The organism is Ferrovum myxofaciens (assembly GCF_000735045.1).
Lineage (GTDB): Bacteria > Pseudomonadota > Gammaproteobacteria > Burkholderiales > Ferrovaceae > Ferrovum > Ferrovum myxofaciens.
In genome coordinates, this window is record NZ_JPOQ01000059.1 from 21,803 (window position 1) to 45,681 (window position 23,879).

The 23,879-nt window shown below is 57.8% G+C and carries 25 protein-coding genes; 20 read left to right on the plus strand and 5 right to left on the minus strand.

Features of this window, described 5'->3' with window-relative positions:
• Positions 1–2: 2 nt before the first annotated feature.
• The 3 genes from secB to IV91_RS0108230 are packed head-to-tail and all read right to left on the minus strand — an operon-like array spanning position 3 to position 1,203.
• Positions 3–467, minus strand: coding sequence for a protein-export chaperone SecB (gene secB / locus IV91_RS0108220; RefSeq protein WP_031597517.1), 465 nt, complete (start codon positions 465–467; stop codon positions 3–5).
• A gap of 41 nt (positions 468–508) precedes the next feature.
• A complete protein-coding gene (gene grxC / locus IV91_RS0108225; protein ID WP_031597518.1) occupies positions 509–769 on the minus strand; it encodes a glutaredoxin 3 in 261 nt (86 codons plus the stop codon).
• 8 nt (positions 770–777) lie between these two features.
• Positions 778–1,203 carry a rhodanese-like domain-containing protein gene (locus tag IV91_RS0108230; RefSeq protein ID WP_160171549.1) on the minus strand — a complete coding sequence of 142 codons (426 nt, stop codon included), beginning with the start codon at positions 1,201–1,203 and terminating at the stop codon, positions 778–780.
• A gap of 90 nt (positions 1,204–1,293) precedes the next feature.
• Here IV91_RS0108230 and IV91_RS0108240 point away from each other — a divergent pair, with 90 nt between their 5' ends.
• From IV91_RS0108240 to IV91_RS0108260, 5 genes are all read left to right on the plus strand, one after another.
• Positions 1,294–1,956 carry a DNA-3-methyladenine glycosylase family protein gene (locus IV91_RS0108240; protein WP_084190002.1) on the plus strand — a complete coding sequence of 221 codons (663 nt, stop codon included), beginning with the start codon at positions 1,294–1,296 and terminating at the stop codon, positions 1,954–1,956.
• A 93-nt stretch (positions 1,957–2,049) separates the two neighbouring features.
• Complete coding sequence (gene gpmA / locus IV91_RS0108245) at positions 2,050–2,799, plus strand: 2,3-diphosphoglycerate-dependent phosphoglycerate mutase (protein ID WP_031597521.1); 750 nt, start codon at positions 2,050–2,052, stop codon at positions 2,797–2,799.
• A 7-nt stretch (positions 2,800–2,806) separates the two neighbouring features.
• Positions 2,807–4,051: a murein hydrolase activator EnvC family protein gene (locus IV91_RS0108250; RefSeq protein WP_062187438.1), complete on the plus strand. Its 1,245-nt coding sequence runs from the start codon at positions 2,807–2,809 to the stop codon at positions 4,049–4,051.
• Positions 4,052–4,095: 44 nt separating this feature from the next.
• Positions 4,096–5,565, plus strand: coding sequence for a S41 family peptidase (locus IV91_RS0108255; RefSeq protein ID WP_035417489.1), 1,470 nt, complete (start codon positions 4,096–4,098; stop codon positions 5,563–5,565).
• A gap of 20 nt (positions 5,566–5,585) precedes the next feature.
• Entirely contained in the window at positions 5,586–6,410 is an 825-nt protein-coding gene (locus IV91_RS0108260) for a HesA/MoeB/ThiF family protein (RefSeq protein WP_082783092.1), read from the plus strand.
• Here the strand turns inward: IV91_RS0108260 and tsaD are convergent.
• Entirely contained in the window at positions 6,361–7,392 is a 1,032-nt protein-coding gene (gene tsaD / locus IV91_RS0108265; protein ID WP_031597525.1) for a tRNA (adenosine(37)-N6)-threonylcarbamoyltransferase complex transferase subunit TsaD, read from the minus strand. The genes IV91_RS0108260 and tsaD overlap by 50 nt on opposite strands.
• Before the next feature lie 162 nt (positions 7,393–7,554).
• Here tsaD and IV91_RS0108270 point away from each other — a divergent pair, with 162 nt between their 5' ends.
• The 10 genes from IV91_RS0108270 to IV91_RS0108315 all read left to right on the plus strand — a co-directional run bounded on the left by IV91_RS0108270 (position 7,555) and on the right by IV91_RS0108315 (position 16,145).
• On the plus strand, positions 7,555–8,091 hold the full coding sequence (locus IV91_RS0108270) for a DUF3455 domain-containing protein (RefSeq protein WP_051862368.1): 537 nt from the start codon (positions 7,555–7,557) through the stop codon (positions 8,089–8,091).
• A gap of 13 nt (positions 8,092–8,104) precedes the next feature.
• Entirely contained in the window at positions 8,105–8,857 is a 753-nt protein-coding gene (locus IV91_RS0108275; RefSeq protein ID WP_031597528.1) for an SDR family oxidoreductase, read from the plus strand.
• 88 nt (positions 8,858–8,945) lie between these two features.
• Positions 8,946–10,019: a 3-isopropylmalate dehydrogenase gene (gene leuB, locus IV91_RS0108280; protein WP_031597529.1), complete on the plus strand. Its 1,074-nt coding sequence runs from the start codon at positions 8,946–8,948 to the stop codon at positions 10,017–10,019.
• A gap of 11 nt (positions 10,020–10,030) precedes the next feature.
• On the plus strand, positions 10,031–11,158 hold the full coding sequence (asd, locus tag IV91_RS0108285) for an aspartate-semialdehyde dehydrogenase (protein WP_031597532.1): 1,128 nt from the start codon (positions 10,031–10,033) through the stop codon (positions 11,156–11,158).
• 3 nt (positions 11,159–11,161) lie between these two features.
• Complete coding sequence (gene truA / locus IV91_RS0108290) at positions 11,162–11,932, plus strand: tRNA pseudouridine(38-40) synthase TruA (protein WP_031597533.1); 771 nt, start codon at positions 11,162–11,164, stop codon at positions 11,930–11,932.
• Positions 11,929–12,567 (plus strand): phosphoribosylanthranilate isomerase, encoded by a 639-nt coding sequence (locus tag IV91_RS0108295; RefSeq protein WP_031597535.1) that lies wholly within the window; start codon positions 11,929–11,931, stop codon positions 12,565–12,567. Before truA ends, IV91_RS0108295 begins: the two co-directional genes overlap by 4 nt.
• Before the next feature lie 5 nt (positions 12,568–12,572).
• The gene (trpB, locus tag IV91_RS0108300) at positions 12,573–13,766 is read left to right on the plus strand and encodes a tryptophan synthase subunit beta (RefSeq protein ID WP_031597537.1); all 1,194 of its coding nucleotides are present in this window, start codon (positions 12,573–12,575) and stop codon (positions 13,764–13,766) included.
• A gap of 12 nt (positions 13,767–13,778) precedes the next feature.
• Positions 13,779–14,582 (plus strand): tryptophan synthase subunit alpha, encoded by an 804-nt coding sequence (trpA, locus tag IV91_RS0108305; RefSeq protein ID WP_031597539.1) that lies wholly within the window; start codon positions 13,779–13,781, stop codon positions 14,580–14,582.
• Positions 14,579–15,454 (plus strand): acetyl-CoA carboxylase, carboxyltransferase subunit beta, encoded by an 876-nt coding sequence (gene accD / locus IV91_RS0108310; protein WP_031597540.1) that lies wholly within the window; start codon positions 14,579–14,581, stop codon positions 15,452–15,454. Before trpA ends, accD begins: the two co-directional genes overlap by 4 nt.
• Before the next feature lie 4 nt (positions 15,455–15,458).
• Positions 15,459–16,145, plus strand: a complete 687-nt coding sequence (locus IV91_RS0108315; protein WP_031597541.1) for an SPOR domain-containing protein — start codon at positions 15,459–15,461, stop codon at positions 16,143–16,145.
• Here IV91_RS0108315 and IV91_RS15775 read toward each other — a convergent pair.
• On the minus strand, positions 16,139–16,675 hold the full coding sequence (locus IV91_RS15775; protein ID WP_051862373.1) for a CvpA family protein: 537 nt from the start codon (positions 16,673–16,675) through the stop codon (positions 16,139–16,141). The two genes, IV91_RS0108315 and IV91_RS15775, sit on opposite strands and share 7 nt — an antisense overlap.
• A 162-nt stretch (positions 16,676–16,837) precedes the next feature.
• Here IV91_RS15775 and purF point away from each other — a divergent pair, with 162 nt between their 5' ends.
• The 5 genes from purF to IV91_RS0108345 form a co-directional block, all read left to right on the plus strand.
• On the plus strand, positions 16,838–18,358 hold the full coding sequence (gene purF, locus IV91_RS0108325) for an amidophosphoribosyltransferase (protein WP_031597545.1): 1,521 nt from the start codon (positions 16,838–16,840) through the stop codon (positions 18,356–18,358).
• Positions 18,359–18,371: 13 nt separating this feature from the next.
• Positions 18,372–19,583: an O-succinylhomoserine sulfhydrylase gene (locus tag IV91_RS0108330; protein ID WP_031597546.1), complete on the plus strand. Its 1,212-nt coding sequence runs from the start codon at positions 18,372–18,374 to the stop codon at positions 19,581–19,583.
• A gap of 64 nt (positions 19,584–19,647) precedes the next feature.
• Complete coding sequence (locus IV91_RS0108335; RefSeq protein WP_035417492.1) at positions 19,648–21,006, plus strand: TolC family protein; 1,359 nt, start codon at positions 19,648–19,650, stop codon at positions 21,004–21,006.
• Positions 21,003–22,031: an efflux RND transporter periplasmic adaptor subunit gene (locus IV91_RS0108340; RefSeq protein ID WP_051862375.1), complete on the plus strand. Its 1,029-nt coding sequence runs from the start codon at positions 21,003–21,005 to the stop codon at positions 22,029–22,031. The genes IV91_RS0108335 and IV91_RS0108340 overlap by 4 nt, the downstream gene beginning before the upstream one ends.
• A partial coding sequence (locus IV91_RS0108345) for an efflux RND transporter permease subunit (RefSeq protein ID WP_031597549.1) occupies positions 22,028–23,879 on the plus strand: 1,852 nt, incomplete at its 3' end. The genes IV91_RS0108340 and IV91_RS0108345, both read left to right, overlap by 4 nt.

The following is a 23,879-nucleotide window of genomic DNA, read 5'->3' on the forward strand; positions in this document are numbered from 1 at the left end:
GGTTACTGAACCGTGCTGGAGGCGGGCATAGCGTTTTGTTGAATTTGCTGGTGATAGAGCACTTCAAAATTGACCGGATTGAGAATGACCGGTGGGAAACCGGCGCGGGTCGATAAATCAGAGACTACTTCACGCACATAGGGGAAAAGGATATTGGGGCAAGTCACATTCATCAGAATGGGCATGTCTTCCGCCGGAATATTGAGAATGCGGAAAATCCCCGCCTGTTTGGCTTCCACCAGAAACAAGGTTTTATCAGTGATTTTGGCAGTGACGGTGACGGTAACGGTGCACTGATAAAGCCCTTCTTCGATGGATTGATTATCGTTGGTGAGTTGGATCTCGATTTGCGGAGTCTCCCGTTCCAGGAATATCTTGGGGGCAAGAGGCATTTCCAAAGAGGAATCCTGCAGATAGATCTTTTCGATGGAGAACATGGGCGTGTTGGTTTGTCCGTTTTGGGTCATGGTGCGTAGTCCTGGCGTGAGGTCAATAAAAAAATGAAAGTTCAGGCATTGTCTAACAGGGGATCGAGCAGGCCTTGACGGTCCAGTGCGGCGAGATCGTCAAATCCCCCCACATGGGTCTGGCCAATATAAATTTGCGGAACGGTGCGGCACCCGGTACGATGAATCATCGCATCACGCTCGGCGAGGTCCAGATCAATGCGGATTTTTTCGATGGAAGTGACACCCTTGTGCGTCAGCAATTTTTCAGCCATAACGCAATAAGGGCAAAGCGCAGTGCAATACATTTGAACATGGGGCATTGGGGTACTCACTGCGGAGAAGAAGGATGGGCGATGGGCAGGTTTGCCTCGACCCATGCCGTCATTCCTCCCTTGAGAACGAAAATATCCACAAAGCCCGCCTTGAGCAGAATTTGACGGGCAGTTCCGGTGCTTTGGGCGGAGGCCACCAATAGAACGGGACGTTCTTTCCACTGGGACAGTTCTGCTCTGTGCGCGTTCAGTTCATCGGTGGGATAGTGGCGGGCATTGGGTAGATGACCCAGGGCAAAATCCTTTTCCCGGCGCAGATCGATGACGAGGGCATGGCGCTGATTGAGCAGTTGGATGGCTTGGAGGGTAGTCACGGATTTTTCCTGGGCAATCAGGGATTGGACTTCGGGCCACACCAGCATCAGGCCACTGGCCAGCACCAGCACAACCAGCGCGACGTGTTGCAATAGAAAATCCAGCACGGTCATTTCCTTCGGATATCCAAAAATTCCCCCATTTTACTGAGATCCGTGTTTTCATGTGTAAAAGAACCTCTGACGATGAGAAATTCCATGAATTCTCCCTTCCCTGCCGGGCCAGAAGATTCCCCCGTAAGTCTTGATCAGAAAGGGATTTGGGATAAGGCAATACAGGCTTTGAAGGGAATCGATGTGCCCCTGGACGTTCTGATGGCTCGTTACGACCGACCGACATGGACGGAGGCGGGGAGCGCCTTTCAGACCTTGGCGCGCGCCATCACCGGTCAGCAGATCTCGGTTCGGGCGGCCGATTCCCTCTGGAAACGGTTCTCTGCTCTCGGCGCCGTGGAACCCGCTGCGGTTCGGGACCTCAGTCTCGAAGAATTGCGCCAATGCGGGTATTCCTCGCGAAAAGTGGATTATCTCAAGGATCTGGCACGGCATTTCAGTACGGGGTTGGTGACGGAAGCGGAGTTGCGTGCCGCTTCCGATGCGCAGGTACACGCACTTCTCACACGAGTACATGGAATCGGGCGGTGGAGTACGGAGATGTTCCTGATCTTTTATCTTCGTCGCCCAGACGTTTTTCCGGTGGCGGATCTGGGGTTGCAGCGTGCGCTGCGCCTTCATTTTTCCGGACTGAAGGAGGCTCCCGTGCCAGACCTGGTCTCGTATGCGGAACGCTGGCGTCCGTGGCGGAGTGTGGTGACCTGGGTGTTATGGCGTAGTCTCGACCCGGTGGAGGTCATCTATTGAGCGCTCTTCCACGCATGGAATTCCCCTGCTGAGAAAGCCGGGGCTTTCTGATAGAATGGAGAGATTACGTCGAGAAGAGTGTCAGGATTGACTATGAAAAAGTTGGTGTTGCTGCGTCATGGACAAAGTGTCTGGAATCTGGAAAATCGTTTCACTGGCTGGACCGATGTGGAATTATCCCCTGCCGGGTTGCTGGAGGCGGTGGAGGCTGGTCGATTGATCAAGGATGCAGGGTTGCTGCCCGATATTGCCTATACCTCCGTACTGCAACGGGCCATCAAGACTCTTTGGCTGGGACTGGAAGTCTGTGAACGGATGTGGATCCCCACGGTTCCGGATTGGCGGTTGAACGAGCGCCATTATGGTGCCCTGCAAGGTTTGGACAAGGCCGAGACCGCAGCAAAATACGGTGAACAGCAGGTACTGGTATGGCGGCGCAGTTATGATACCGCCCCCCCCTTGTTGGCGGAGTCGGATCCCCGTTCAGAGCGCCATGATCCTCGCTATGAGCAGACGGAGGCCCTGAAGGCCATGGCGGGGGAAACCCTGGAAGATACGGTGGCGCGGGTGGTTCCCCTCTGGGAACAGGCCATGGCACCCATGGTTCAGTCCGGCCGACAGGTGCTGGTGGTGGCCCATGGTAATTCCCTGCGGGCGCTGATCAAGCATCTTGGGCGTCATACCCGGGAGGAGATCATGGAACTCAATATTCCCACGGGGATTCCCTTGATTTATGAACTGGATGACCAAGGTTCCGTGCTTGATCACTATTACCTCGGTGACCCCGACAAAGTGGCGGTATTGACCCAAGCTGTGGCCAATCAGGGTCGTCTGCAGTCCTGAGGATGTGGTGAAACCAGTACTCCGTAGGTGTTTTCGGGCAGTACTGACGAGCGAACTGATTTTATTGGCTTTGTGGGCAGGAAAAGGAGAGGCCAGTCCTACCCGGGACCTGCATGACCTCAAAAAACGGATCCATCAGGTGGAGAAAGACGTTGCCACCACGGAAGAATCTCGTCAGAAGGTCCGGGAAGAGTTACAACGTACCGAACAAACCATCAGTGCCACGACCAGTCAGTTGCATCGACTGGAACTTCAGCAGACCCAATTGCAGGCCGAACTGGGGGGGTTGCATCTTCAATCCGAAGATACCCAGGCCGATGTGTTGCGTCAGCAACGCAGCCTGGAACGCTGGATTCAATATCGATATTATTGGCAGGCAGGTACCCCTCTCCCCGAAGCACTGGGGGTGATCCATCCCGACGAATGGACACGGCAGACTTATTATGTGGATGTGCTGGCGCGTCATCAAACTTCGAAGATCAACGAGTTGAACGGTAACCTCCAGACTTTGGAAGAGATTACCCGAAATCGCGAACGAAAGATGCAGGCTCTGGCTCGAGTCGAGACGGAAATGGCCCTTCAGCAAAAGCGTCTGAAGGAAGAAAATGCAACGCGGGCGGCTTTGATGGCGTCACTTTCCAACCGTCTCGACAGCCAACGTAAAAATCTGGAATCCCTCCGTCATGATGAAACTCGTCTGACCCAATTGATCGATCGTTTGGCCCGTGAAGCCCGCCGCCATGCGGCCACCGTTTCGCACCGGGCGGTTTTGCACCGGCATCTGGCCCCGGTTGCAGGAGAAAGTACCGTCGCCACCATCGATCAGGTTCCAGAAGCGGGGAAGGATGAAAGTGCGTTTTCTCATTTGCGCGGTCACCTGCGTTTGCCCATGGCAGGGGAACTTAAAAACCGCTTTGGCAGTCCACGGGCAGAAACCGGGCTAACATGGCGAGGGGTATTCATCCATGCGCCCGCAGGCAGAGAGGTACGGGCGGTGGCAGCGGGGCAGGTGGTTTATGCGGACTGGTTGAGGGGATTTGGTAATTTGTTGATCATTGACCACGGCGACGGTTACATGAGTCTTTACAGTGGCGCGCAGAGTTTTTTTGCCCGGGTGGGTGAAAAGGTTCAGACCGGGAGTGTGGTGGCCAGTTCGGGAAACACCGGTGAGAATAATGAATCAGGGCTATACTTCGAACTTCGTTATCAAGGGAAACCCATTGATCCCATGCGCTGGGTCGGGAATCCCTGATGGGACTTTCCCTTAAATTTTGCGTTTGAAAAAGGAAAAAAATTATGGTGGGGCCGTTGAAAAAACTGGGTTTGATCCTGTTGGGGGCCCTGCTCGGGTTTGCCCTGACCCTCAATTTTTCGGCGGTGGCCGACAAGGCGGCCACGCCTGCCGGGAGTCCTTTGCCTATTGAAGATCTACGTGTCTTCAGCGAAATTTTTGGACGTATCAAAAGCGATTATGTCGAGCCGGTGGACGATCATAAATTGATCAAGGAAGCCATCACCGGCATGGTGGCAGGATTGGACCCCCATTCGGCTTATCTTGATCAGGAAGCCTATAAAGAACTTCAGGATGGGACCCAGGGAGAGTTCGGTGGGTTGGGAATCGAGGTCACCATGGAAGATGGTCTGGTCAAGGTGGTCACCCCCATCGATGACACGCCTGCGTCCAAGGCGGGCATCAAATCCGGGGATTACATCATCAAACTGGATGACGCGGCGATCAAGGGCATGACCCTCAATGATGCGGTCAAACGCATGCGCGGCAAACCCGATACCCCCATCACTCTCACCATTCTGCGCAAGAACGAACCCAAACCGTTGGTGATCACCCTGAAACGGGCCATCATCAAGATGAAGAGTGTCAAGTTGAAGGAACTCGACCCAGGCTACGGCGAGATTCGCATCAGCCAGTTCCAGGAACATACGGGCGAGGATCTGGCCAACGCCGTGGAACAGTTCTACAAGGACAACAAGGATCAGCCCAAAGGTTTGATCCTGGACCTGCGCAACAATCCCGGGGGATTGCTGAACTCGGCTGTGGGGGTGGCGGGCGTATTTCTGCCTCCGGAGTCCCTAGTGGTCTACACCGAAGGTCGGGTGGCCGATGCCAAGATGCATTTGACGGTAACTCCTGAAAACTACCTGCGCGATGCGAGCGAAAAAGACTACTTGTTGGATCTACCCAAGGGTATCAAGAAGTTGCCGCTGGTAGTGTTGGTCAATGGCGGATCGGCTTCGGCTTCGGAAATCGTGGCCGGTGCTTTACAGGACCACCATCGGGCCCTCATCCTGGGGACGCGTACCTTCGGCAAGGGATCGGTACAGACGATTTTGCCTCTGTCCGGGAATACGGCTCTGAAATTAACCACGGCCCGTTATTTTACACCCAATGGACGCTCCATTCAGGCCAAGGGGATTGAACCTGACAAGGTGATGGCCGACGATGCGGATGCAGTGGAAGCCACCCTGGGCATCCATGAGTCAGATCTGACAGGACATCTTTCCAATCCCACCGACGGGACGAAGCCTGGGGATGCCGCTGTCAAACCCGTCGAGAGTGGTGCCCCCACCGCCTTACCTGAAACTCCTGCAGCGACTCCGGCTGTCGACCAAAAACCTGTGGCGACCCCAGCGTCAGACAAAGCAGGGAAACCTGTACATAAACCAGGAGCCAAGGGGGATGAGTTGCCGGATCCCCAACTGGATGCTGCTCGGGCCTACCTCAAGCAAGAGGTGGCCAAACCGCACTGAACTTCGTGCGGGAGGGGAAAGTGGAAGATTCGGCACTGTTACGGTACAGTCGGCACTTGTTGCTGGAACCGTGGGGAGCAGAAACGCAGGAACGGTTGACTCGTGCCCATGTCCTGATCGTCGGTGTGGGCGGGTTGGGTTCGCCGGCTTCCCTTTATCTGGCAGCAGCGGGAGTCGGTACTCTGACCCTTTGTGATGGGGATGTGGTGGATCTGACCAACCTGCAACGCCAGATTGCCCTTGCCAGTTCGGACGTGGGCCGTTTAAAGGTGAAGGCCACCGCCGAGCGCTTGCAGCAACTCAATCCCACGATTGACGTTCGTGTCGATCCCCGGAAAGTGGCCCCCGAGGCATGGGGGGAGCGCCTTGGGGGGGTGGATCTGGTTCTCGATTGTTGTGACGATTTTGCCACCCGTTTTGCCCTCAACCGAGCATGCCAGGAGCACGGCATCCCTTTGGTTTCGGGGGCTGTCATTCGGTTTTCAGCCCAGATCAGCGTGTTTGATTTTCGACAGAAAGATACCCCCTGCTATGCCTGTCTCTATCCGCCGGAGAGTTGGCTGGAAGAAGAGGAACGCTGTGCCCTGTTGGGCGTTTTTGCCCCTTTGGCTGGTACGACGGGAACCCTGCAGGCAGGAGAGGCGATCAAGGTATTGACGGGCGTGGGCAACCCTCTGGTGGGACGCGTTCTGCTTCTGGATGGATTGAGTAGCGAATTTCGCACCGTGCGTTTGCTGCGTGATCCTCTTTGCTCGGTTTGCGGTTGCGGAGCGCGGGGGACTGATCCGAACCCTGTCAGAGATGGGTCGCGTAGGCAGCCAGGTCCCAGCGCGGGTGAATGGTGAAGCCGGGGGAGAGCGAATCTCGATAGCGGGTCCAGAGCGCGGGATTCTGCAAGTGACAGTAGCCCGCATAAGCAATCATGGCGCCATTGTCCGTACACAAATGCGCCGGGGGAAAGGTAACCCGGATGCCGGCAGGTTCCAGTTGTGCACGCAGGGCTTGACGCAGGGGTTGGTTGGCCCCTACCCCCCCCGCCACCACCAATTGGGTATAGCCGGTCATGCGCAGGGCCAGACGGGTTTTATGGGTCAGTACATCCACCACCGCTGCTTCGAAAGCGGCGGCGATATCCGGGTAATCCGCAGGGGATTGACGGCGTACTCGTTGGGCAACGGCAGTTTTCAAACCACTGAAACTGAGTTGCAAGTCGCCACTTTGAAGGAGAGGACGGGGTAAATGAAAGCGTTCCGGATCTCCCTGACGGGCCAACTGGGACAGTGCGGGTCCCCCAGGATAGGGTAATCCCAGCAGTTGAGCCGTTTTGTCGAAGGCCTCTCCCACGGCGTCGTCCACTGTTTCTCCCAGCAGGCGGTAACGTCCCAAACCTTCCACGGCCATGAATTGACTGTGTCCTCCGGAAACCAGAAGTGCAACGAAGGGAAAGGAAGGAGGATCGGAGGCCAGAAAAGGGGAAAGGAGATGGCCTTCGAGATGATGCACCGGATAGGCGGGCAGATGTTGACTGCGCGCCAGTGCGCTGGCTACCGAGGCACCCACCAATAGCGCACCGGCCAACCCGGGGCCCGCCGTATAGGCAATGGCATCCAGATCCGCCAAGTCAGCCTGGGCTTCATTCAGAGTGCGTTCGATGAGTGGGACCAGAAGACGAATATGATCCCGCGAGGCCAGTTCCGGAACCACCCCACCATAGGCCGCATGGAGGGCGATCTGGGAGTGCAATGATTCCGCCCTTAGTCCTCTTGCGCCGTCATACAGAGCCACTCCGGTTTCATCACAGGAGGTTTCAATCCCCAGAACTATCATTCTCGATCCTATCAAACCCGTTTGGACGAGGGTGGATTCTATCAGTTATCCGTCTGACGCAAACCCCTGGGCAAAAATCCTGGGATCTTGGAGTCCAGTCGTGACAGAAAGGGTGTTGGCATTTTATACTGCCCTTCTTTGAGTTCTGTGGGAGTAAATGTCATGCGGTGTGTACGGTTTCCAAAATCTTTCTCCCTGCTTGGGCTGGTTTTCTTGACCCTGACTTCCTGTGCCACGAAACAGGACGCCAAGATGCCGGCATCCCTGACACCCCCGCCAGATCAGAAAATGATTCTGCAGGCCATGGGGGAAGGTGTGCAGACGTACGTCTGTGAAAAAAGTGGTGACAATGCCTATGCCTGGACAGCACAGGGGCCGGTGGCCGATCTCTATGACGGGACAGGGAATGCACTGGCCAGTCTGGTGAAGGGACCGCGCTGGAGTACGAAGGAGGGGAGTGCCATTGCCGGGGTGGTGGTCATGGCCAGTGCGCCTGCGCCCAAGGAAACCGAAGACATTCCCTGGGTATTGTGGAAGGGAGGCGATGCGGTGGGCAAAGGCCCACTGGCGCAGGTGACGAGCATCCGGCAAATTCATACGCGCGGTGGCCTGGGACCGGTGAAGGGATGTACGGTAGGGAAAGAGGGTAAGATCAGCAAGGTGACCTATACGGCCACTTACCAATTTTTTGCACCCTGATGAGGTATATCTGATGAATTCTCCTTCCCGAATTGTGATTGTGACCGGTGCCACTTCTGGCATCGGTGAGGCGACGGCCCGTACCCTCATTGCCCAAGGCTATGGGGTGCTGGGGAATGGGCGCAATGCGGCCAAATTGCAGGAACTGGAACGTCAGTGGGGGCCGCGTTTTCATGGAGTGGCCGGAGATATTACAGAGGAGGCTGTGCAGGTGCAGTTGTTCAGTGCTGCCCAGGCCTACTTCGGGCAACTTGCCAGTGCTGTGGTGGTCAACGCCGGGCGCGGGTTGGGAGGGTCTGTGACCGAGGTTGATCTATCCCGTTTCGAAGAAATTCTGAAATTGAATGTGACGGCCACCCTGTCTCTCATGCAAAAATCGGCCCATCATCTGCGTCCGCAGGTGGACTATCCCCGTCGGGGCGGCGACATCGTGGTGATCGGTTCCGTGGTGGGGCGCCATGTTTCCCCCTTCAGCGCCGTGTATGGATCCACCAAGTTTGCCGTGCACGCTTTGGTGGAGGGATTGCGTCGAGAAGTAGGGCCACAGGGCATCCGCGTCAGTTTGGTGGAACCCGGCCTGGTACTGAGTGGTTTTCAGGAGGGAGCGGGGTATTCGGAAGGAATGGTCGATAACTTCAAGGGTAACTTCGGCCCTCTTCTGGTGGGAGAAGATATTGCGGAGGCCATTCACTATATCCTCAGTCGTCCGCCCCATGTTCATGTCAGCGATATCCTGATTCGTCCCACGCGCCAGGACTATCCCTGAGTTTTGAGCCCTGAACGGGCGGGCTATGCGATAATATCCGGTTTTGACAGTGGAGTGGGGCCTTAACAGGGTCCGTTCAGGAGGAATCATGAAAATCGCCGTATTGCCTGGAGATGGCATTGGACCCGAGATCGTGGCCGAGGCCATCAAGATACTGGAAGTTCTGCGCGCCGAGGGAATTTCCCTAGAACTGGACGTGGCCCCGGTGGGGGGGGCGGCGGTGGACCAGACCGGCGATCCCCTGCCACCCTCCACCTTGACTCTCTGTGAACAGGCCGATGCCGTCCTGTTTGGCGCCATTGGTGGTCCACGGTACGATACCCTGCCACGGGAACAGCGTCCTGAACGGGGGTTGCTGCGTTTGCGCAAGGCCATGGACCTATTTGCCAACCTGCGCCCCGCCCAGGTCTTTCCCGAACTGGTGGCGGCTTCCACTTTGCGTCCCGAGGTGGTTTCCGGCCTGGATATCCTGATCGTGCGGGAACTGACGGGTGATATCTATTTTGGTGAGCCGCGCGGGATCCGTACCAATGGGGCGGGTGAACGGGAAGGATTCAATACCATGGTCTATTCCGAATCGGAAATCCGGCGTGTGGCTCACTGGGGTTTTCAGGCGGCCATGCGGCGCCAGCGGCGGCTTTGTTCCGTGGACAAGATGAACGTACTGGAATGCACGCAACTGTGGCGTGACGTGGTGACGGAAATCGCTCCCGAGTATCCCGAGGTGACTTTGAGTCACATGCTGGTGGACAATGCGGCCATGCAACTGGTGCGTCATCCCCGTCAGTTTGATGTCATCGTCACCGGCAACCTTTTCGGGGATATTCTCTCCGACGAGGCATCCATGCTGACGGGGTCCATCGGCATGTTGCCCTCGGCCTCACTGAATGCCCGTGGCCAGGGCTTGTATGAACCCATTCACGGTAGTGCCCCGGATATTGCCGGGCAAGGCAAGGCCAATCCTCTGGCCCAGATTCTGTCGGTTGCCATGATGTTCCGTTACTCCCTGCATCGATCAGATCTGGCAGAACGGATCGAAGAGGCTGTGCGTTCCGTACTGGCCCAAGGTATCCGGACGGCTGATATTGCCCAGGCCGGCGAAGGAATCGTGTCTACAGGTCAAATGGGCGATGCAGTGGCGACGGCCCTGCGTGCCCACTGAGGAGACTATTCATGAAAACCGTTGGGCTGGTGGGATGGCGGGGGATGGTGGGGTCGGTGCTGATGCAGCGCATGAGCGAAGAGGGAGATTTCGCGCACTTTACACCACATTTCTTCAGCACCTCGCAAGCGGGGGAGGTGGGCCCGAATTTCGGAGGGACGGCAGCGCCGCTGCAGGATGCCCATGATATCGATGCCCTGGCGGCTCTTGATATCATCGTCACCTGTCAGGGTGGGGAATATACCCAGCAGGTGCATGGGGCCTTGCGCGCCCGTGGTTGGACTGGGTACTGGATCGATGCGGCGTCCACGCTGCGCATGAAGGAGCATGCCTTGATCATTCTCGATCCGGTGAACCGCCCGGTCATCGAACAGGGATTGGCGGCAGGGGTGCGAGATTTCGTGGGGGGCAACTGTACCGTTAGTCTCATGCTGATGGCTCTGGGTGGGCTTTTTCAGGCAGGATGGGTGGAGTGGGTCTCGGCCATGACCTATCAGGCGGCATCCGGGGCCGGAGCCCAGAACATGCGCGAATTGCTTCAGCAGATGGGCGCGCTGTACGGCGCGGTGGCCACGGCCTTGGATGATCCGGCAGGGGCCATTCTCGATATCGACCGCCAGGTTGCTGAAACTCTGCGGTCCGCTACGTTGCCCACCGGGAATTTTCGTGGGGTTCCCCTGGCCGGAAGTGTGATTCCCTGGATCGATGTGCCCGTGGAACATGGCCAAAGCAAAGAGGAATGGAAGGGTGGGGCAGAGTGTAACAAGATCCTGGGTCTGCCCCCTTTCCGGAGTCCGGGCAGTATTCCCGTGGATGGTTTGTGTGTGCGGGTGGGGGCAATGCGTTGCCATTCCCAGGGACTGACCATCAAGTTGCGTCGTTCTGTGCCATTGCCCGAGGTGGAGGCGCGGATTGCCGAGGCCAATGCATGGGTACGGGTCATTCCCAACGAACGTGAAGCCAGCGAACGATTTTTAACCCCTGCGGCGGTGAGTGGCACCTTGCAGGTTCCTGTGGGACGCTTGCATACCCTGGCCATGGGGCCCGAGTATCTGGGGGCCTTCACGGTGGGCGATCAATTGTTGTGGGGGGCTGCCGAACCGCTGCGCCGCATGTTGCGTCTTTTGCTGGATCGTTGAGTGATGGGGCGAATTGCCTTGGGGGTGGAGTATCAGGGCAGTGGTTTTCATGGCTGGCAGCGTCAGCTCCGGGACCTGACGGTGCAAGGCGTGCTGGAAGGTGCACTGGCGGCGGTAGCGGGAGAACCTATTGGCGTGATTGCGGCGGGGCGTACCGACCGGGGGGTGCATGCCACCGGTCAGGTGGTTCACTTTGATACGTCCGTGGGGCGTTCCCTTCAGGCCTGGGTGCGGGGCACCAATGCCCATTTGCCGTCTACGGTTGCGGTTCTATGGGCCTGGCCGGTGGTTGAACCTTTCCATGCGCGTTTTTCGGCCCGTTCACGCACCTATCGTTATCGCCTGCTCAGTCATCCGGTACGTCCGGCTTATGCCAGCGGCGTGTTGGGGTGGACGCATCGTCCCCTGACCCTGGACAAATTGCGCGCGGGGTGTGGATGGATACTCGGAACCCATGATTTCAGCGCATTTCGCGCGGCGGAGTGTCAAGCCAAAACGCCGATCAAGACGCTGTTGCGGGCTGAAGTGGAGAGGGTGGGAGAAGAATTTCATTTTACTTTTCAGGCGGATGCTTTTCTCCAGCACATGGTGCGCAATCTGGTGGGTGCCCTGATCCAGGTGGGCAGTGGTGCGGCGTCCCCGGAATGGATGGCAGAATTATTACGGCAGGGTGATCGTAGCCGGGCTGCGCCGACCTTTGCGCCGGAGGGCCTTTGTCTGAGCGCAGTGGAGTATGATGAAGCATGGAATTTGCCGAGGGGGCGCCAGGAATGAGAACCCGCGTCAAGGTGTGTGGCTTGACCACGGTGGAGGACGCGCTGGAAGTGGCGGCGGCCGGGGTAGATGCGGTGGGATTGGTATTTTACCCTCCCAGTGTTCGCGCCCTCGGTTTGGATCGGGCGCAGGCCATCCGGGCGGCTTTGCCCCCCTTTGTCAGCGTGGTGGGACTGTTCGTGGATGCCTCCCGAGATACCATTGAACAGACCCTGGCGGCGGTTTCTTTGGACTGCCTCCAGTTCCATGGCGAAGAGTCGGCCCAGGACTGTGGGGGCTATGGGGTGCCTTATATCAAGGCAGCGCGCGTTCACGAGGGCTTTGATTTGGTACAATTCGCGGCATGCCATGAAAAGGCCCAGGGGATTCTGGTGGATGCTTTCGTTCCGGGGATCCCTGGCGGTACTGGGCAGACCTTCGACTGGTCAGTGTTGCCCCGTCAGTTACCCTGCCCTCTGGTGCTGTCCGGTGGTTTGACTGACCATAACGTAGGGGAAGCAGTCAGGACCGTACATCCCTGGGCCGTGGATGTGAGCAGTGGCGTGGAGAGGGCACCAGGACGCAAGGATCGCCTGCGCGTGCAGAATTTTTTGGAAGCGGTGGCGAAGGCCGATGGTTTTGACAGGGAGAAGTGATGAACGTGTATGATTTGCCGGACCAGGAAGGGTATTTTGGTCCCTATGGGGGGACCTTCGTATCCGAAACTTTGATGGCCGCCATCGAGGAACTCAAGACGCAATACGAGCGTTACCGCCAGGACCCGGAATTTCTGGCCGAGTTGGCCCATGAGTTGCATCACTATGTGGGGCGCCCCAGCCCGATTTATCATGCCAAAAGGTTATCCGAACATTTGGGGGGGGCGCAGATCTATCTGAAACGCGAGGATCTCAACCATACCGGTGCCCATAAGGTCAACAATACCATTGGTCAGGCCATGCTGGCCCGGCGCATGGGTAAACCGCGAGTTATTGCCGAAACCGGTGCTGGTCAGCATGGGGTGGCGACGGCCACCGTGGCGGCGCGTTATGGCATGGAATGCGTGGTCTACATGGGGGCAGAGGACGTGCGGCGCCAAGCCCAGAATGTCTACCGCATGAAGTTATTGGGCGCCCAGGTGGTGCCTGTGGAAAGTGGTTCCAAAACCCTCAAGGATGCCTTGAACGAAGCCATGCGTGACTGGGTCACCCATATTGATGATACTTTCTATATCATCGGTACGGTGGCAGGTCCCCATCCTTACCCCACCATGGTGCGCGATTTCAATGCCGTGGTGGGGCGCGAGTGTTTGACTCAGATGCCCGAGTTGGTGGGGCGTCAGCCCGATGTAATTTTGGCCTGTGTGGGCGGGGGGTCCAATGCCATGGGGATTTTTTACCCGTATATCCTGCAGGAGTCGGTTCGTTTGATCGGGGTGGAAGCCGGGGGTGACGGCTTGTCCAGCGGACGTCATGCCGCTTCCCTGTCCGCCGGGGTGCCTGGAGTCTTGCATGGCAACCGTACTTATTTGCTGCAGGACGCGCACGGTCAGATCATCGAAACCCATTCCATTTCGGCGGGGCTCGATTATCCAGGCGTGGGGCCGGAACACGCCTGGCTCAAGGACAACGGCCGGGCGTCCTATGTGGCCATCACCGATGAGGAAGCACTTCAAGCCTTCCATACCCTGTGTCGCCTGGAAGGAATTTTGCCGGCTCTGGAATCCAGTCATGCCGTTGCTCAAGCTATGAAAATGGCCCCTGCGCTGGGGAGGGATCAGATCATTCTGGTCAACCTGTCCGGGCGTGGAGACAAAGATATGGCGACGGTGGCCGAACGCAGTGGTTTGCATCTTTAGGAGAGGTTGATTTTGTCGCGAATTGCATCCACTTTTGCACACTTGTCCGGTTTGAACCGGAAGGCTTTGATCCCGTTTTTCACCGTGGGAGACCCCTTACTGGAGTCGGCTGTTCCCACCATGCAGGCCTTGGTGTCCGGGGGCGCCGACATCCTGGAACTGGGGATTCCTTTTTCCGACCCCATGGCCGATGGTCCCACCATCCAGCGCGCCAGCGAGCGTGCCTTGCAGAACGGAGTGACCCTGACCGATGTGCTGGCCGTGGTGACCGAGTTTCGTCAAACAGACGGTATGACCCCGGTGGTATTGATGGGGTATGCCAATCCCATCGAACGCCTGGGGTTGGATGCCTTTGCCTTACAGACTCGGGCCGCCGGCGTGGATGGTGTGCTGGTGGTGGACTATCCCCCCCTCGAGGCACGCCACCTGAAAGCTGCGCTGACCTTGGTTGGGATCGATACCATCTTTTTGTTGTCACCCACCACGACGGAGCAGCGCATGCGTGAAATCGCACAACTTGCCACGGGATATCTGTACTATGTCTCCTTGCGGGGCGTGACCGGTGCGGGACATCTGGAGGTGGAAGCGGTGGCCACTCAGGTTGCTCGCATTCGTTCCTATGCCAAGGTTCCGGTGGGGGTGGGTTTTGGTATTCGCGATGGGGCTACGGCCCGACGTTTGTCGGAAGTTGCAGATGCGGTGGTGGTTGGGTCCCGTCTGGTTGAAGAAATCGAGGCCAGTACACCGACCGAGGTGCCCCGCCGAGCAGAGGCGCTGATGCGCCAATTTCGTCTTGCCATGGACGGTGCCCAATGAGTTGGTTCAAGAAACTATTGCCCCCGCGCATCAAGCGGGACAAGAAAAATGTCAAGGGATCGGTGCCTGAAGGATTATGGGTCAAGTGCCCTTCCTGTGAGGCGGTACTCTATCGTACGGATCTCGAGGCCAACCTGCATGTCTGCCCTAAGTGTGCGCACCATCTGCGTATTACGGCACGCATTCGTCTGGATGGTTTTCTGGACCCGGAAGGACGAGTGGAACTGGGCGCGGAAATCGTGCCCATCGATCCCCTTAAATTCAAGGACAGTCGGCGCTATACCGAACGACTGAGCGAGGCTCAAACCAATACGGCTGAAACAGATGCTTTGGTGGTGATGCAGGGGTTTCTTGAGGGAATGCCCATCGTGGTGGCGGCCTTCGAGTTCGAGTTCATGGGGGGGTCCATGGGGTCCGTGGTGGGGGAGCGCTTTGTGCGCGCGGTCCAGGCGTCCCTCGATTCCCAATGCCCCTTCGTGTGTTTTCTGGCCAGTGGGGGAGCGCGCATGCAGGAAGGACTGCTTTCCCTGATGCAGATGGCCAAGACCTGTGCCGCGTTGACTCGTTTGGCCGAAGCACGTCTGCCCTACATTTCGGTGTTGACAGACCCCACCATGGGCGGAGTATCGGCCAGTTTTGCCATGATCGGGGATGTGGTGATTGCCGAACCCAATGCCCTGATCGGTTTTGCCGGACCGCGGGTGATCGAGCAGACCGTACGCGAGGTATTGCCCGATGGGTTTCAGCGTTCCGAGTTTTTGCTGGCCAAGGGCGCCATCGACATGATTATGGATCGACGTCAGCAGCGCACTCGCATTGCCAATCTGTTGAGTATTCTGACCATCGATCCCGAGGAAGTATCTGCCCTTTGACTGCATGGAAAACAATCCCGACCTTCAGTTGATGCGTCAGCGTCATCGCCAGCGCCTGATTGGGGTGGGGGTGCTGGCATCGTTGACGGCTGTGGGCGTTCCCCTGCTGCTCGATCAGGCGCGTGCGCCCAAAGAGGGAAACGTTAGCCCAACCCCTTCCATTGCGCCCGCTGTCCCCGTGGTGCCGCAACTTTACGGTTCTGCACCGCCGACAGGAACCGCCTCAGGAAGTGTCGGGGTGAGATCCTCCGTTGCAACGAACCCCGTGGTGACCACGGAAGAACTGGTGGATTTGTCTGTCGAAAAAGAGACTACTCCTTCGGCAGCGGTTCCCGTACAGAAACCCATCACCCAAACGCCAGTGAGAAAACCGGAGACCGTCAAGGCCAAAACGGTGGACGCCCTTCCCGCCATAGCGAGGGGAGAAGCCAACAAATCAGAAGTTGCAGCAGCAGGAACAGAAATTTGGATTCAGGTGGGGGTATTTGCCCATCAGGAACGGGTGACTCAACTGGAAAAAAAATTGCTCAAATTGGGATTTCCATCCCACATCGACTCCCTGGAGTCTGCGGGGACCCCCCGTTGGCGGGTACGCATTGGCCCCTTCCCCAGCGAATCTGCCCTGAGTTCTGCCCTGCAACGGCTGAATCAGTTGGGAGTGCAGGGTATGCGGGTATCCTCGCCTCAATAGTGAAAGAGTTGAGACAGGGCAGGGGGCAACCAACTCAGAATCCGGTGGACGCCCGGCATGGCATAGGGCAGGAGGCGCGATTCTTTCCAGTCGGCCTGACGGGGCAAGGGGGTCAACCCGGCCAGCAGGAGCAGGGCCAGGAGGAGCAATCCTCCGCGCAGCAGACCGAACAGTGCGCCCAGCAGGCCGTCCAGAGAACCCAGCCCGATTTTTTTGACGATGCGTTGGAGCAGGGTACTGATCAACCGGACAAGAATCAGAACTCCTGCAAAAATCAACAGGAAAGCCAGAACCCAGCGCAGGACCTCCTGGGAGATCCAGGGGTGCAAGGCATGGGCTAACTTTTCGCTCCAGGTGTGGGCCACCCAGAAGGCCAGCAGCCAACTGACCAGACTGAAAAATTCCCGCACCATGCCGCGAGTCCAGCCGAACAGGATGGAAGCCAGCAGTATTCCTGTCAGCAACAGGTCTAACCAGGTATAGGTGGCGAAGTAGGTCCAGAGGGGACTGTGCAGGATGTCGTTGATCAAGGAGCAGACTCTCGGAAAAAAGGCGGGCCGTTCATTTTAGCATTCCCCCCCGTTCCGGTGGCTGGGGACTTCGGGGCAAAATCCGTGCAGTGTGTTTTCCCAGCCGAGCCCGCATAAATCCGCTAAAATGACGTCTTGTCATACTCTGCGAGGACAGGGCTCATGTGCGGAATCGTCGGTATCGTGGCGAACTCACCCGTCAACCAGTTATTGTACGACGCTCTCCAGCTCCTGCAGCATCGCGGTCAGGATGCCGCGGGCATTACGACGGCGCAGGGCAACACCTTTCACATGCATAAAGGGCTGGGTCTGGTACGGGATGTCTTTCGTACCCGCGACATGCGCTCTTTGCTGGGCAATATGGGTATCGCCCATTGTCGTTATCCGACGGCAGGGTCTGCTGTTTCCTCCGCAGAAGCTCAACCCTTCTACGTCAATTCTCCCTTTGGCATCGTTCTGGGGCATAACGGCAATCTGACCAATACCGCTGTTCTGCGCGCCGAATTGTTTGAAGAGGATCGACGCCATGTGAATACCAGTTCAGACTCGGAAGTTCTGCTTAATGTGCTGGCCCATGAACTGGATGAAGTGGCTCAGGGGCATCGTCTGAGCACCCCGGAAATATTTTCGGCGGTGACCCGGGTGTATCAACGCTGCCGTGGCGCTTACGCCGTAGTGGCCCTGATTGCGGGTCATGGTTTGCTGGCTTTTCGAGATCCTTTCGGCATTCGTCCGTTGGTGATTGGATCTCATGAAACCTCCCAGGGTATGGAGTACATGGTGGCCTCGGAAAGCGTGGCGCTGGATGCGTTGGGCTTCACCTTGATGCGCGATGTCGAACCTGGCGAAGCTCTTTTCGTCGATCAGAACGGGCGCTTGCATACGCTCCTCTGTGCCCCGCAGGCACACAAGGTGCCCTGTATCTTCGAATTCGTCTATCTGGCCCGGCCTGATTCGGTCATGGATGGGATTTCCGTGTATGAAACCCGTCTGCGAATGGGAGAACTGCTGGGGCAACGGATTCGTCAATTGGCACCGAACCTGGTGGTGGATGTGGTCATTCCCATTCCCGACACGAGTCGACCCAGTGCCCTGCAACTGGCCACCACATTGGGTGTGCCCTATCGCGAGGGGTTTATCAAGAACCGCTACATAGGACGCACCTTTATTATGCCCGGTCAGGCGGAGCGAAAACGTTCCGTTCGTCAGAAATTGAATGCCATAGCCCAGGAATTTCGCGGCAAATCGGTTCTGCTGGTGGATGATTCCATCGTACGGGGCACCACCAGCCGGGAAATCGTTCAGATGGCGCGAGACTGTGGCGCAAAACAGGTGATCTTTGCCTCGGCAGCACCTCCCGTGCGTTTTCCCAACGTGTACGGCATCGACATGCCGACGCGGCGCGAATTACTGGCCACGGGGCGGGATGATGAGGCCATTGCGCGGGAAATCGGGGCAGATCGGGTGTTCTATCAGGATCTGGGAGATCTGGTGCTGGCCATGGATGGGGCCAGCCATGGAATTCGTGAATTCGATACTTCCTGTTTCAATGGTTGGTATGTTACGGGAGATGTGGACGAGGCCTACTTGCAAGTGCTGGAAAATCGACGCGAGGATGAGAAAGAGGATCAAACCCAGCAACTGGATCTGGATTTCAACCTGCGCACAACGGCTGCGGCGTAGGGAAGGGCGGGCAATGACGACAGAAAATGCTTCTCCCCAGGCAGATGATGAGTGGGCCCTGGAAACCCGTGCCGTCCGTTCGGGGATTCACCGCAGTGCCTTCAACGAACATTCCGAAGCACTTTATCTGACCTCCAGTTACGTCTTTGATGATGCGCAGCAGGCGGCAGATCGTTTTACCAATCGTGAACCGGGCATGATCTACTCCCGTTTTACCAACCCCACGGTGACCGCCTTTCAGGAGCGGTTGGCTGCGCTTGAAGGGGCCGAAGCCTGTCTGGCAACGTCCAGTGGCATGTCGGCCATCCTTACGGTATTCATGGGATTGCTCAAAGCCGGGGACCACGTGGTGGCCGCGCGCAGTTTGTTTGGGTCCACAGTGCAAATGCTGACCGGCATTTTGGCGCGTTTCGGGGTTACCAGCACCTTTGTACCTCTGAGCGATCTGCACGCCTGGGACCGGGCCGTACGTCCCGAAACCCGTTTGTTTTTCGTGGAGACCCCCGCCAATCCCACCATGGAACTGGTGGACCTGGCTGGTTTGGCCACGGTGGCCCACGACCATGGAATCCACTTGGTGGTGGACAACTGTTTTTGTACGCCCATCCTGCAACGCCCCCTGGAACTGGGCGCGGATCTGGTGGTTCATTCAGCCACCAAATACCTGGATGGACAGGGACGAGTATTGGGCGGGGCGATCCTGGGTTCCCAGGCATTGGTCATGGACAGTCCGATTTATCAATTCGTGCGCACGGCGGGTCCGAGCCTGAGTCCCTTCAACGCTTGGGTCTGCCTCAAGGGAATGGAAACCCTGGCCTTGCGCATGGAAGCCCAATGCGCCCGTGCTCAGGTGTTGGCCGAATGGCTGGAGACCTTGCCGGCTGTGACGCGTGTGCTGTATCCTGGGTTGCCCTCTCATCCCCAGCATGATTTGGCCCTGCGTCAGCAGGGCGGCAAAGGGGGGGCCGTGGTGACCTTTGAAGTGGCAGGTGGGCAAGGGGCGGCCTGGCACATCATCGATGCCCTGCGTCTGATTTCTGTCACGGGCAATCTGGGAGACACCAAAAGTACACTGACCCATCCGAGTACCACAACTCATGGTCGATTGAGCGAGGAAGTGCGTCAGGCAGCGGGCATTACGCCCGGCATGTTGCGCCTGTCCGTGGGATTGGAAGCGGTGACCGACTTGCAACGCGATCTGGCACGGGGGCTAATCCAAGCCTAATTCTTCTACGCTATCCTGAGGGTCAGTAGCCTGGCTATCACCGGGTCTTTGACGGGAGAAAGGCGTGGGGAGAGGGAGCAAAAGTGGGTGGTTTCTGGGGTTGACCCTGTTGGCAGGGTGCACCTTTTATCAGCCCGAACCTTTGGTGAGCACGCCAACCTGGCCCAAAGGGTTGCCCCGTCTCCAGGTGGATCCCAAAAGTTTGCCCTTCCCCGAACTGGCTGCCCATCCCTTCGATCCTCGCGATGGTTTGGACATGACGGAAGTGGCTACCCTGGCGGTGGTCAATAACCCCGATCTCAAATTGGTGCGTGACGATTTGGGTATTGCGCGGGCTCAAGCCTTCGATGCCGGATTGTTGCCCGATCCCCAATTCTATTACTCGCCGCAGATTCCCGAGACCAGTACGCCGGGAGAAAATGTCATTGCTTTCGATGTGGGACTCAATTATGACTTGAGTGCCCTGGTGTTGCATCATGCGCGCCAGGCCACTGCTGATGCAGAAGCGCGCAAGGCGGATCTGGCCTTGCTCTGGCAGGAGTGGCAGGTGGTGGGTCAGGCCCGGTTATTATTCGTGCGCATTCGTGCCGAAGAAGGTTTGCGGGACACTCTGCAGGAAAGCCGACAGATTGCGGTACAACTTCAGCGCCGTGAAGAAGGCGCTCTGGCTCAGGGGAACCTGACTGTGACGGTGCTGAGCGTGGATGCTACGGTGCTGCAGGGGATCGAACGTCAGATCAGCGATACGGAATTGGTGCTGTCCCAGAATCGGATGGCTCTGAATGCCTTGCTCGGTCTGGCCCCAGAAACGGTGCTGAATCTGGTGGGCGAGGCCAGGGTACCGATTCTCGATGCGGCGGCGGTGCGCGCCCAACTGCCGACTCTCCCTCAACGTCGCCCTGATTTACGTGCCCTGGCGGCGGGCTATGATGCCCAGGATCAGCGTTTGTGGCAAGCCATTCTGGGTCAGTTTCCGGCCATCAATTTCGGCTTGCTCAAGGCCCGTGACAATAATGGCACCAATTATCATGGTTACGCCGTGAGCACCAATCTTCCTATCTTCAATCGCAACCGCGGAGTGATCGCCATTGAGAAGGCCACCCGCCAGCGACTGCACGATGAATATCAACTGCGCATCAATACGGCACAACAGGAAATTGCTCAGTTGTTGTCAGATTTGGCCCAACTGGAACACACGCTCCGTGCCCTCGACGAGAACCTGGCCTTGCAAACCCAGGTTGCCCGACAGTCCGCGCTGGCCTTGCAAGCGGGGACGGTGGATTTGTCGGCCAACGCACTGGTGCAGGAAACGCGCCTGGTTAAATTGACAGAAAAAATTACGCTCGAACAGGCCATGCAGGAAGAGCGCGTGGCACTCGAGACGCTGGTGGGAGGCGAGTTTCCCTACAAGGAGTTGAAATGAATCGGTTCGTAACCAGACTGTGGATGCTGGCGATGGTTCTGAGCGTCGTCACTGCCCAAGGGGAAGAAGAAGGCGTGGTACAAATTCGTACCCAGCCTTTGCAGCGTCAAGTCATGAGTTTTACGGTAACGGGCTATGGTACGGTAACTTCGACACCGCGCAATACTCAAAGCATTGCCTTGCCCCGTGCCGGGATGGTGGATCAGGTACGGGTGACGCCCGGACAGAGGGTGGCCCAGGGGGAACCTCTTTTCGAGTTCGTAACGGACCCGACCAGCGTAGTGGGTCATACCCAGGCGCAGACCACGTGGGACTTTGCGCACAACGAATATGCCCGTCTTCAACGGCAGTACGAGCAACAACTGGTTACGGTCAGCCAACTGGAGGCCGCCCGCAAGGCACTACGCGATGCCGAAAGTGCCTTGCAGGCCCAGGATCGGTTGGGGGCAGGCAGTGAACGGGTGACCGTTGGCGCCCCTTTTGAGGGGGTGATTCTGACTCAAAGCGTGGCACAGGGCGAACGCATTCCAGCGGGGACCACCATTTTGCAATTAGCGCGACGAGCGCAGCCTCAAGTTCAACTGACGCTTCCCGTGGAGGAAGCCGGACAAGTGCGCGAGGGCATGCCGGTCACCCTGACGCCGCTCTTCGGGCCACCACAATCCTGGCACGGAACCGTGGTGGCCCTCCAGGGCATGATCAATGCCCAGACCCAGGGGGTGGACCTGTGGGTTCGACTGGATCCTGGGGTTGATCCGGTTCTGGGTATGAAGGTGCGCGCGACACTGGAGGTGCGGACCCAAACCCTGTGGACCGTACCGCGCTCTGCGGTGCTGCGCGATGAGGCAGGGGAGGCGTACCTTTTTCAGGTACAGGAGGGTCATGCCCATCGGGTAGCCGTGACTGCCTTTGAAAACGGTACCATGACCGGGGTGGAAGGGGCCCTGAACCCAACCTTGCCGGTGGTGGTGGAGGGCAATTATGAATTGGCCGACGGCATGGCCGTGCGTGGGACTGGACGATGAACTGGGGTCAATGGGTACGCGCCCACCGGCGGTCCCTGCTGTTTTTTTTGCTGGCACTGGTGATTGCCGGGAGTGTGACGGCCTTTCGATTGCCGGTCACCCTCTTTCCCCAGGTGGATTTTCCTCGGGTGGAAGTGACCCTCGATGCAGGGGATCGACCGGCCGAACAGATGGCCATGCAGGTGACCATTCCGGTGGAGGAGATGGTACGCCGGGTGCCTGGGGTACTGTCGGTTCGTTCTACCACCAGTCGGGGCACGGCGGAAGTTTCGGTGAACTTTCCCTGGGGGCGCGACATGACCGTGGCGACCATGCAGATCGATGCGGCCATTGCGCAGATTCTGTCCACCCTGCCTGCCGGGACCACCATGCTGACCCGTCACATGGATCCGACGGTCTTCCCCTTCATGGCCTACAGTCTGACATCGGATCGGGTGCCCCTTACGGCGCTGCATGATTTGGCGCAATATCAGTTGCGTCCACTTTTGTCGGGGGTGGAAGGAGTGGCACGGGTTCAGACCGTCGGGGGAGCCCAGGAGGAGTACCGGGTCACCCTTGATCCGGGTCGGTTGCAGGCCTGTGGCCTGACCGTGGCGGATGTGGCGCGGATCCTGGGAGCAGCCAACGTGATTTCGGCCATCGGTCGCCTGGAGGACCATTACAAGTTATATCTGGGGATTTCCGATACGCGCCTGCAGACCTTGACGGACCTCCGTCAGACCGTACTGTTGAGCAGTTCCGGTGGAGTGGTGCGGGTCGGGGATGTGGGCGTGGTCTCCATCGGGACCACCCCTCAGTGGATTCGGGTCAACGCTGATGGGCGCGAGGCTGTTTTACTGAATGTCTATCAGCAGCCTTCGGGCAACAGTGTACAGATTTCCCGCGCCATCGAGCAGCGTATTCGGGCGTTTCATCTGCCGCCCGGAGTTAAACTGGCGCGCTGGTACGACCAGAGTCAACTGGTGTTGCAGGCTGCTGCCAGTGTGCGCGACGCGATTTTCATCGGCGTGGCTCTGGCAGCGGGTATCCTCCTTCTGTTTCTGCGCAATCTCAAGGTGACGATCATTGCCTTGCTGGTGGTTCCCGCTGTCTTGGCGACTTCCATGATCCTGCTCAGAGTGCTGGACATGAGTTTCAATATCATGACTCTGGGCGGAATAGCTGCCGCAGTGGGACTTATCATCGATGATGCCATCGTCATGCTGGAACATATCGTCCGTCGTCTGCGCTCCAGCCACGAATTGACCCATGAGCGGGTGATGAGCGCGGCGCGGGAGTTTGCGGCCCCTCTGGTGGGTTCCTCTGCAGCTACCATGATCATCTTCATTCCTCTGGCATTTCTCGACGGGGTGACAGGCGCCTTTTTCAAGGCGTTGTCCCTGACCATGGTGATCTGTTTGTTCCTGTCCTTTTTGGTAACCTGGCTGGCTGTTCCTCTGCTGGCGGATATTTTTCTTGGTCACCGGGATGCGTTTCAGGAAGAAGGGGGGCGTCTGACCCGCTGGGTGCATGATCATTATGATGCCCTGATGCGCGGGTTGTTTCGGCACCCCTCAAGGGTTCTGCTGTTCATTCTGCCGCTGTTGGGAGCCGGGGGCCTGGCCTGGGAGCAGCTGGGTTCGGGGTTCATGCCCACTATGGATGAAGGGGGCTTCGTTCTCGATTATCGTTCTCCACCGGGAACTTCGCTGACTGAAACCGACCGCCTGTTACGCCAGGTGGAAGCCATCATCAAGGCGGACCCCAACGTGGAGACCTATTCCCGGCGCACCGGCACGCAATTGAGTGGCGGGGTCACCGAGGCCAACGAAGGTGATTTCTTCATCCGTCTCAAAGCCCAACCCCGCC

Bases quoted from the DNA above. Each gene is read 5' to 3' on its own strand.
- secB (WP_031597517.1), bottom strand. From the start codon at position 467: ATGACCCAAAACGGACAAACCAACACGCCCATGTTCTCCATCGAAAAG.
- grxC (WP_031597518.1), bottom strand. From the start codon at position 769: ATGCCCCATGTTCAAATGTATTGCACTGCGCTTTGCCCTTATTGCGTT.
- IV91_RS0108240 (WP_084190002.1), top strand. From the start codon at position 1,294: ATGAATTCTCCCTTCCCTGCCGGGCCAGAAGATTCCCCCGTAAGTCTT.
- gpmA (WP_031597521.1), top strand. From the start codon at position 2,050: ATGAAAAAGTTGGTGTTGCTGCGTCATGGACAAAGTGTCTGGAATCTG.
- IV91_RS0108255 (WP_035417489.1), top strand. From the start codon at position 4,096: ATGGTGGGGCCGTTGAAAAAACTGGGTTTGATCCTGTTGGGGGCCCTG.
- tsaD (WP_031597525.1), bottom strand. From the start codon at position 7,392: ATGATAGTTCTGGGGATTGAAACCTCCTGTGATGAAACCGGAGTGGCT.
- IV91_RS0108270 (WP_051862368.1), top strand. From the start codon at position 7,555: ATGCGGTGTGTACGGTTTCCAAAATCTTTCTCCCTGCTTGGGCTGGTT.
- IV91_RS0108275 (WP_031597528.1), top strand. From the start codon at position 8,105: ATGAATTCTCCTTCCCGAATTGTGATTGTGACCGGTGCCACTTCTGGC.
- leuB (WP_031597529.1), top strand. From the start codon at position 8,946: ATGAAAATCGCCGTATTGCCTGGAGATGGCATTGGACCCGAGATCGTG.
- asd (WP_031597532.1), top strand. From the start codon at position 10,031: ATGAAAACCGTTGGGCTGGTGGGATGGCGGGGGATGGTGGGGTCGGTG.
- truA (WP_031597533.1), top strand. From the start codon at position 11,162: ATGGGGCGAATTGCCTTGGGGGTGGAGTATCAGGGCAGTGGTTTTCAT.
- IV91_RS0108295 (WP_031597535.1), top strand. From the start codon at position 11,929: ATGAGAACCCGCGTCAAGGTGTGTGGCTTGACCACGGTGGAGGACGCG.
- accD (WP_031597540.1), top strand. From the start codon at position 14,579: ATGAGTTGGTTCAAGAAACTATTGCCCCCGCGCATCAAGCGGGACAAG.
- IV91_RS0108315 (WP_031597541.1), top strand. From the start codon at position 15,459: ATGGAAAACAATCCCGACCTTCAGTTGATGCGTCAGCGTCATCGCCAG.
- purF (WP_031597545.1), top strand. From the start codon at position 16,838: ATGTGCGGAATCGTCGGTATCGTGGCGAACTCACCCGTCAACCAGTTA.
- IV91_RS0108330 (WP_031597546.1), top strand. From the start codon at position 18,372: ATGACGACAGAAAATGCTTCTCCCCAGGCAGATGATGAGTGGGCCCTG.
- IV91_RS0108340 (WP_051862375.1), top strand. From the start codon at position 21,003: ATGAATCGGTTCGTAACCAGACTGTGGATGCTGGCGATGGTTCTGAGC.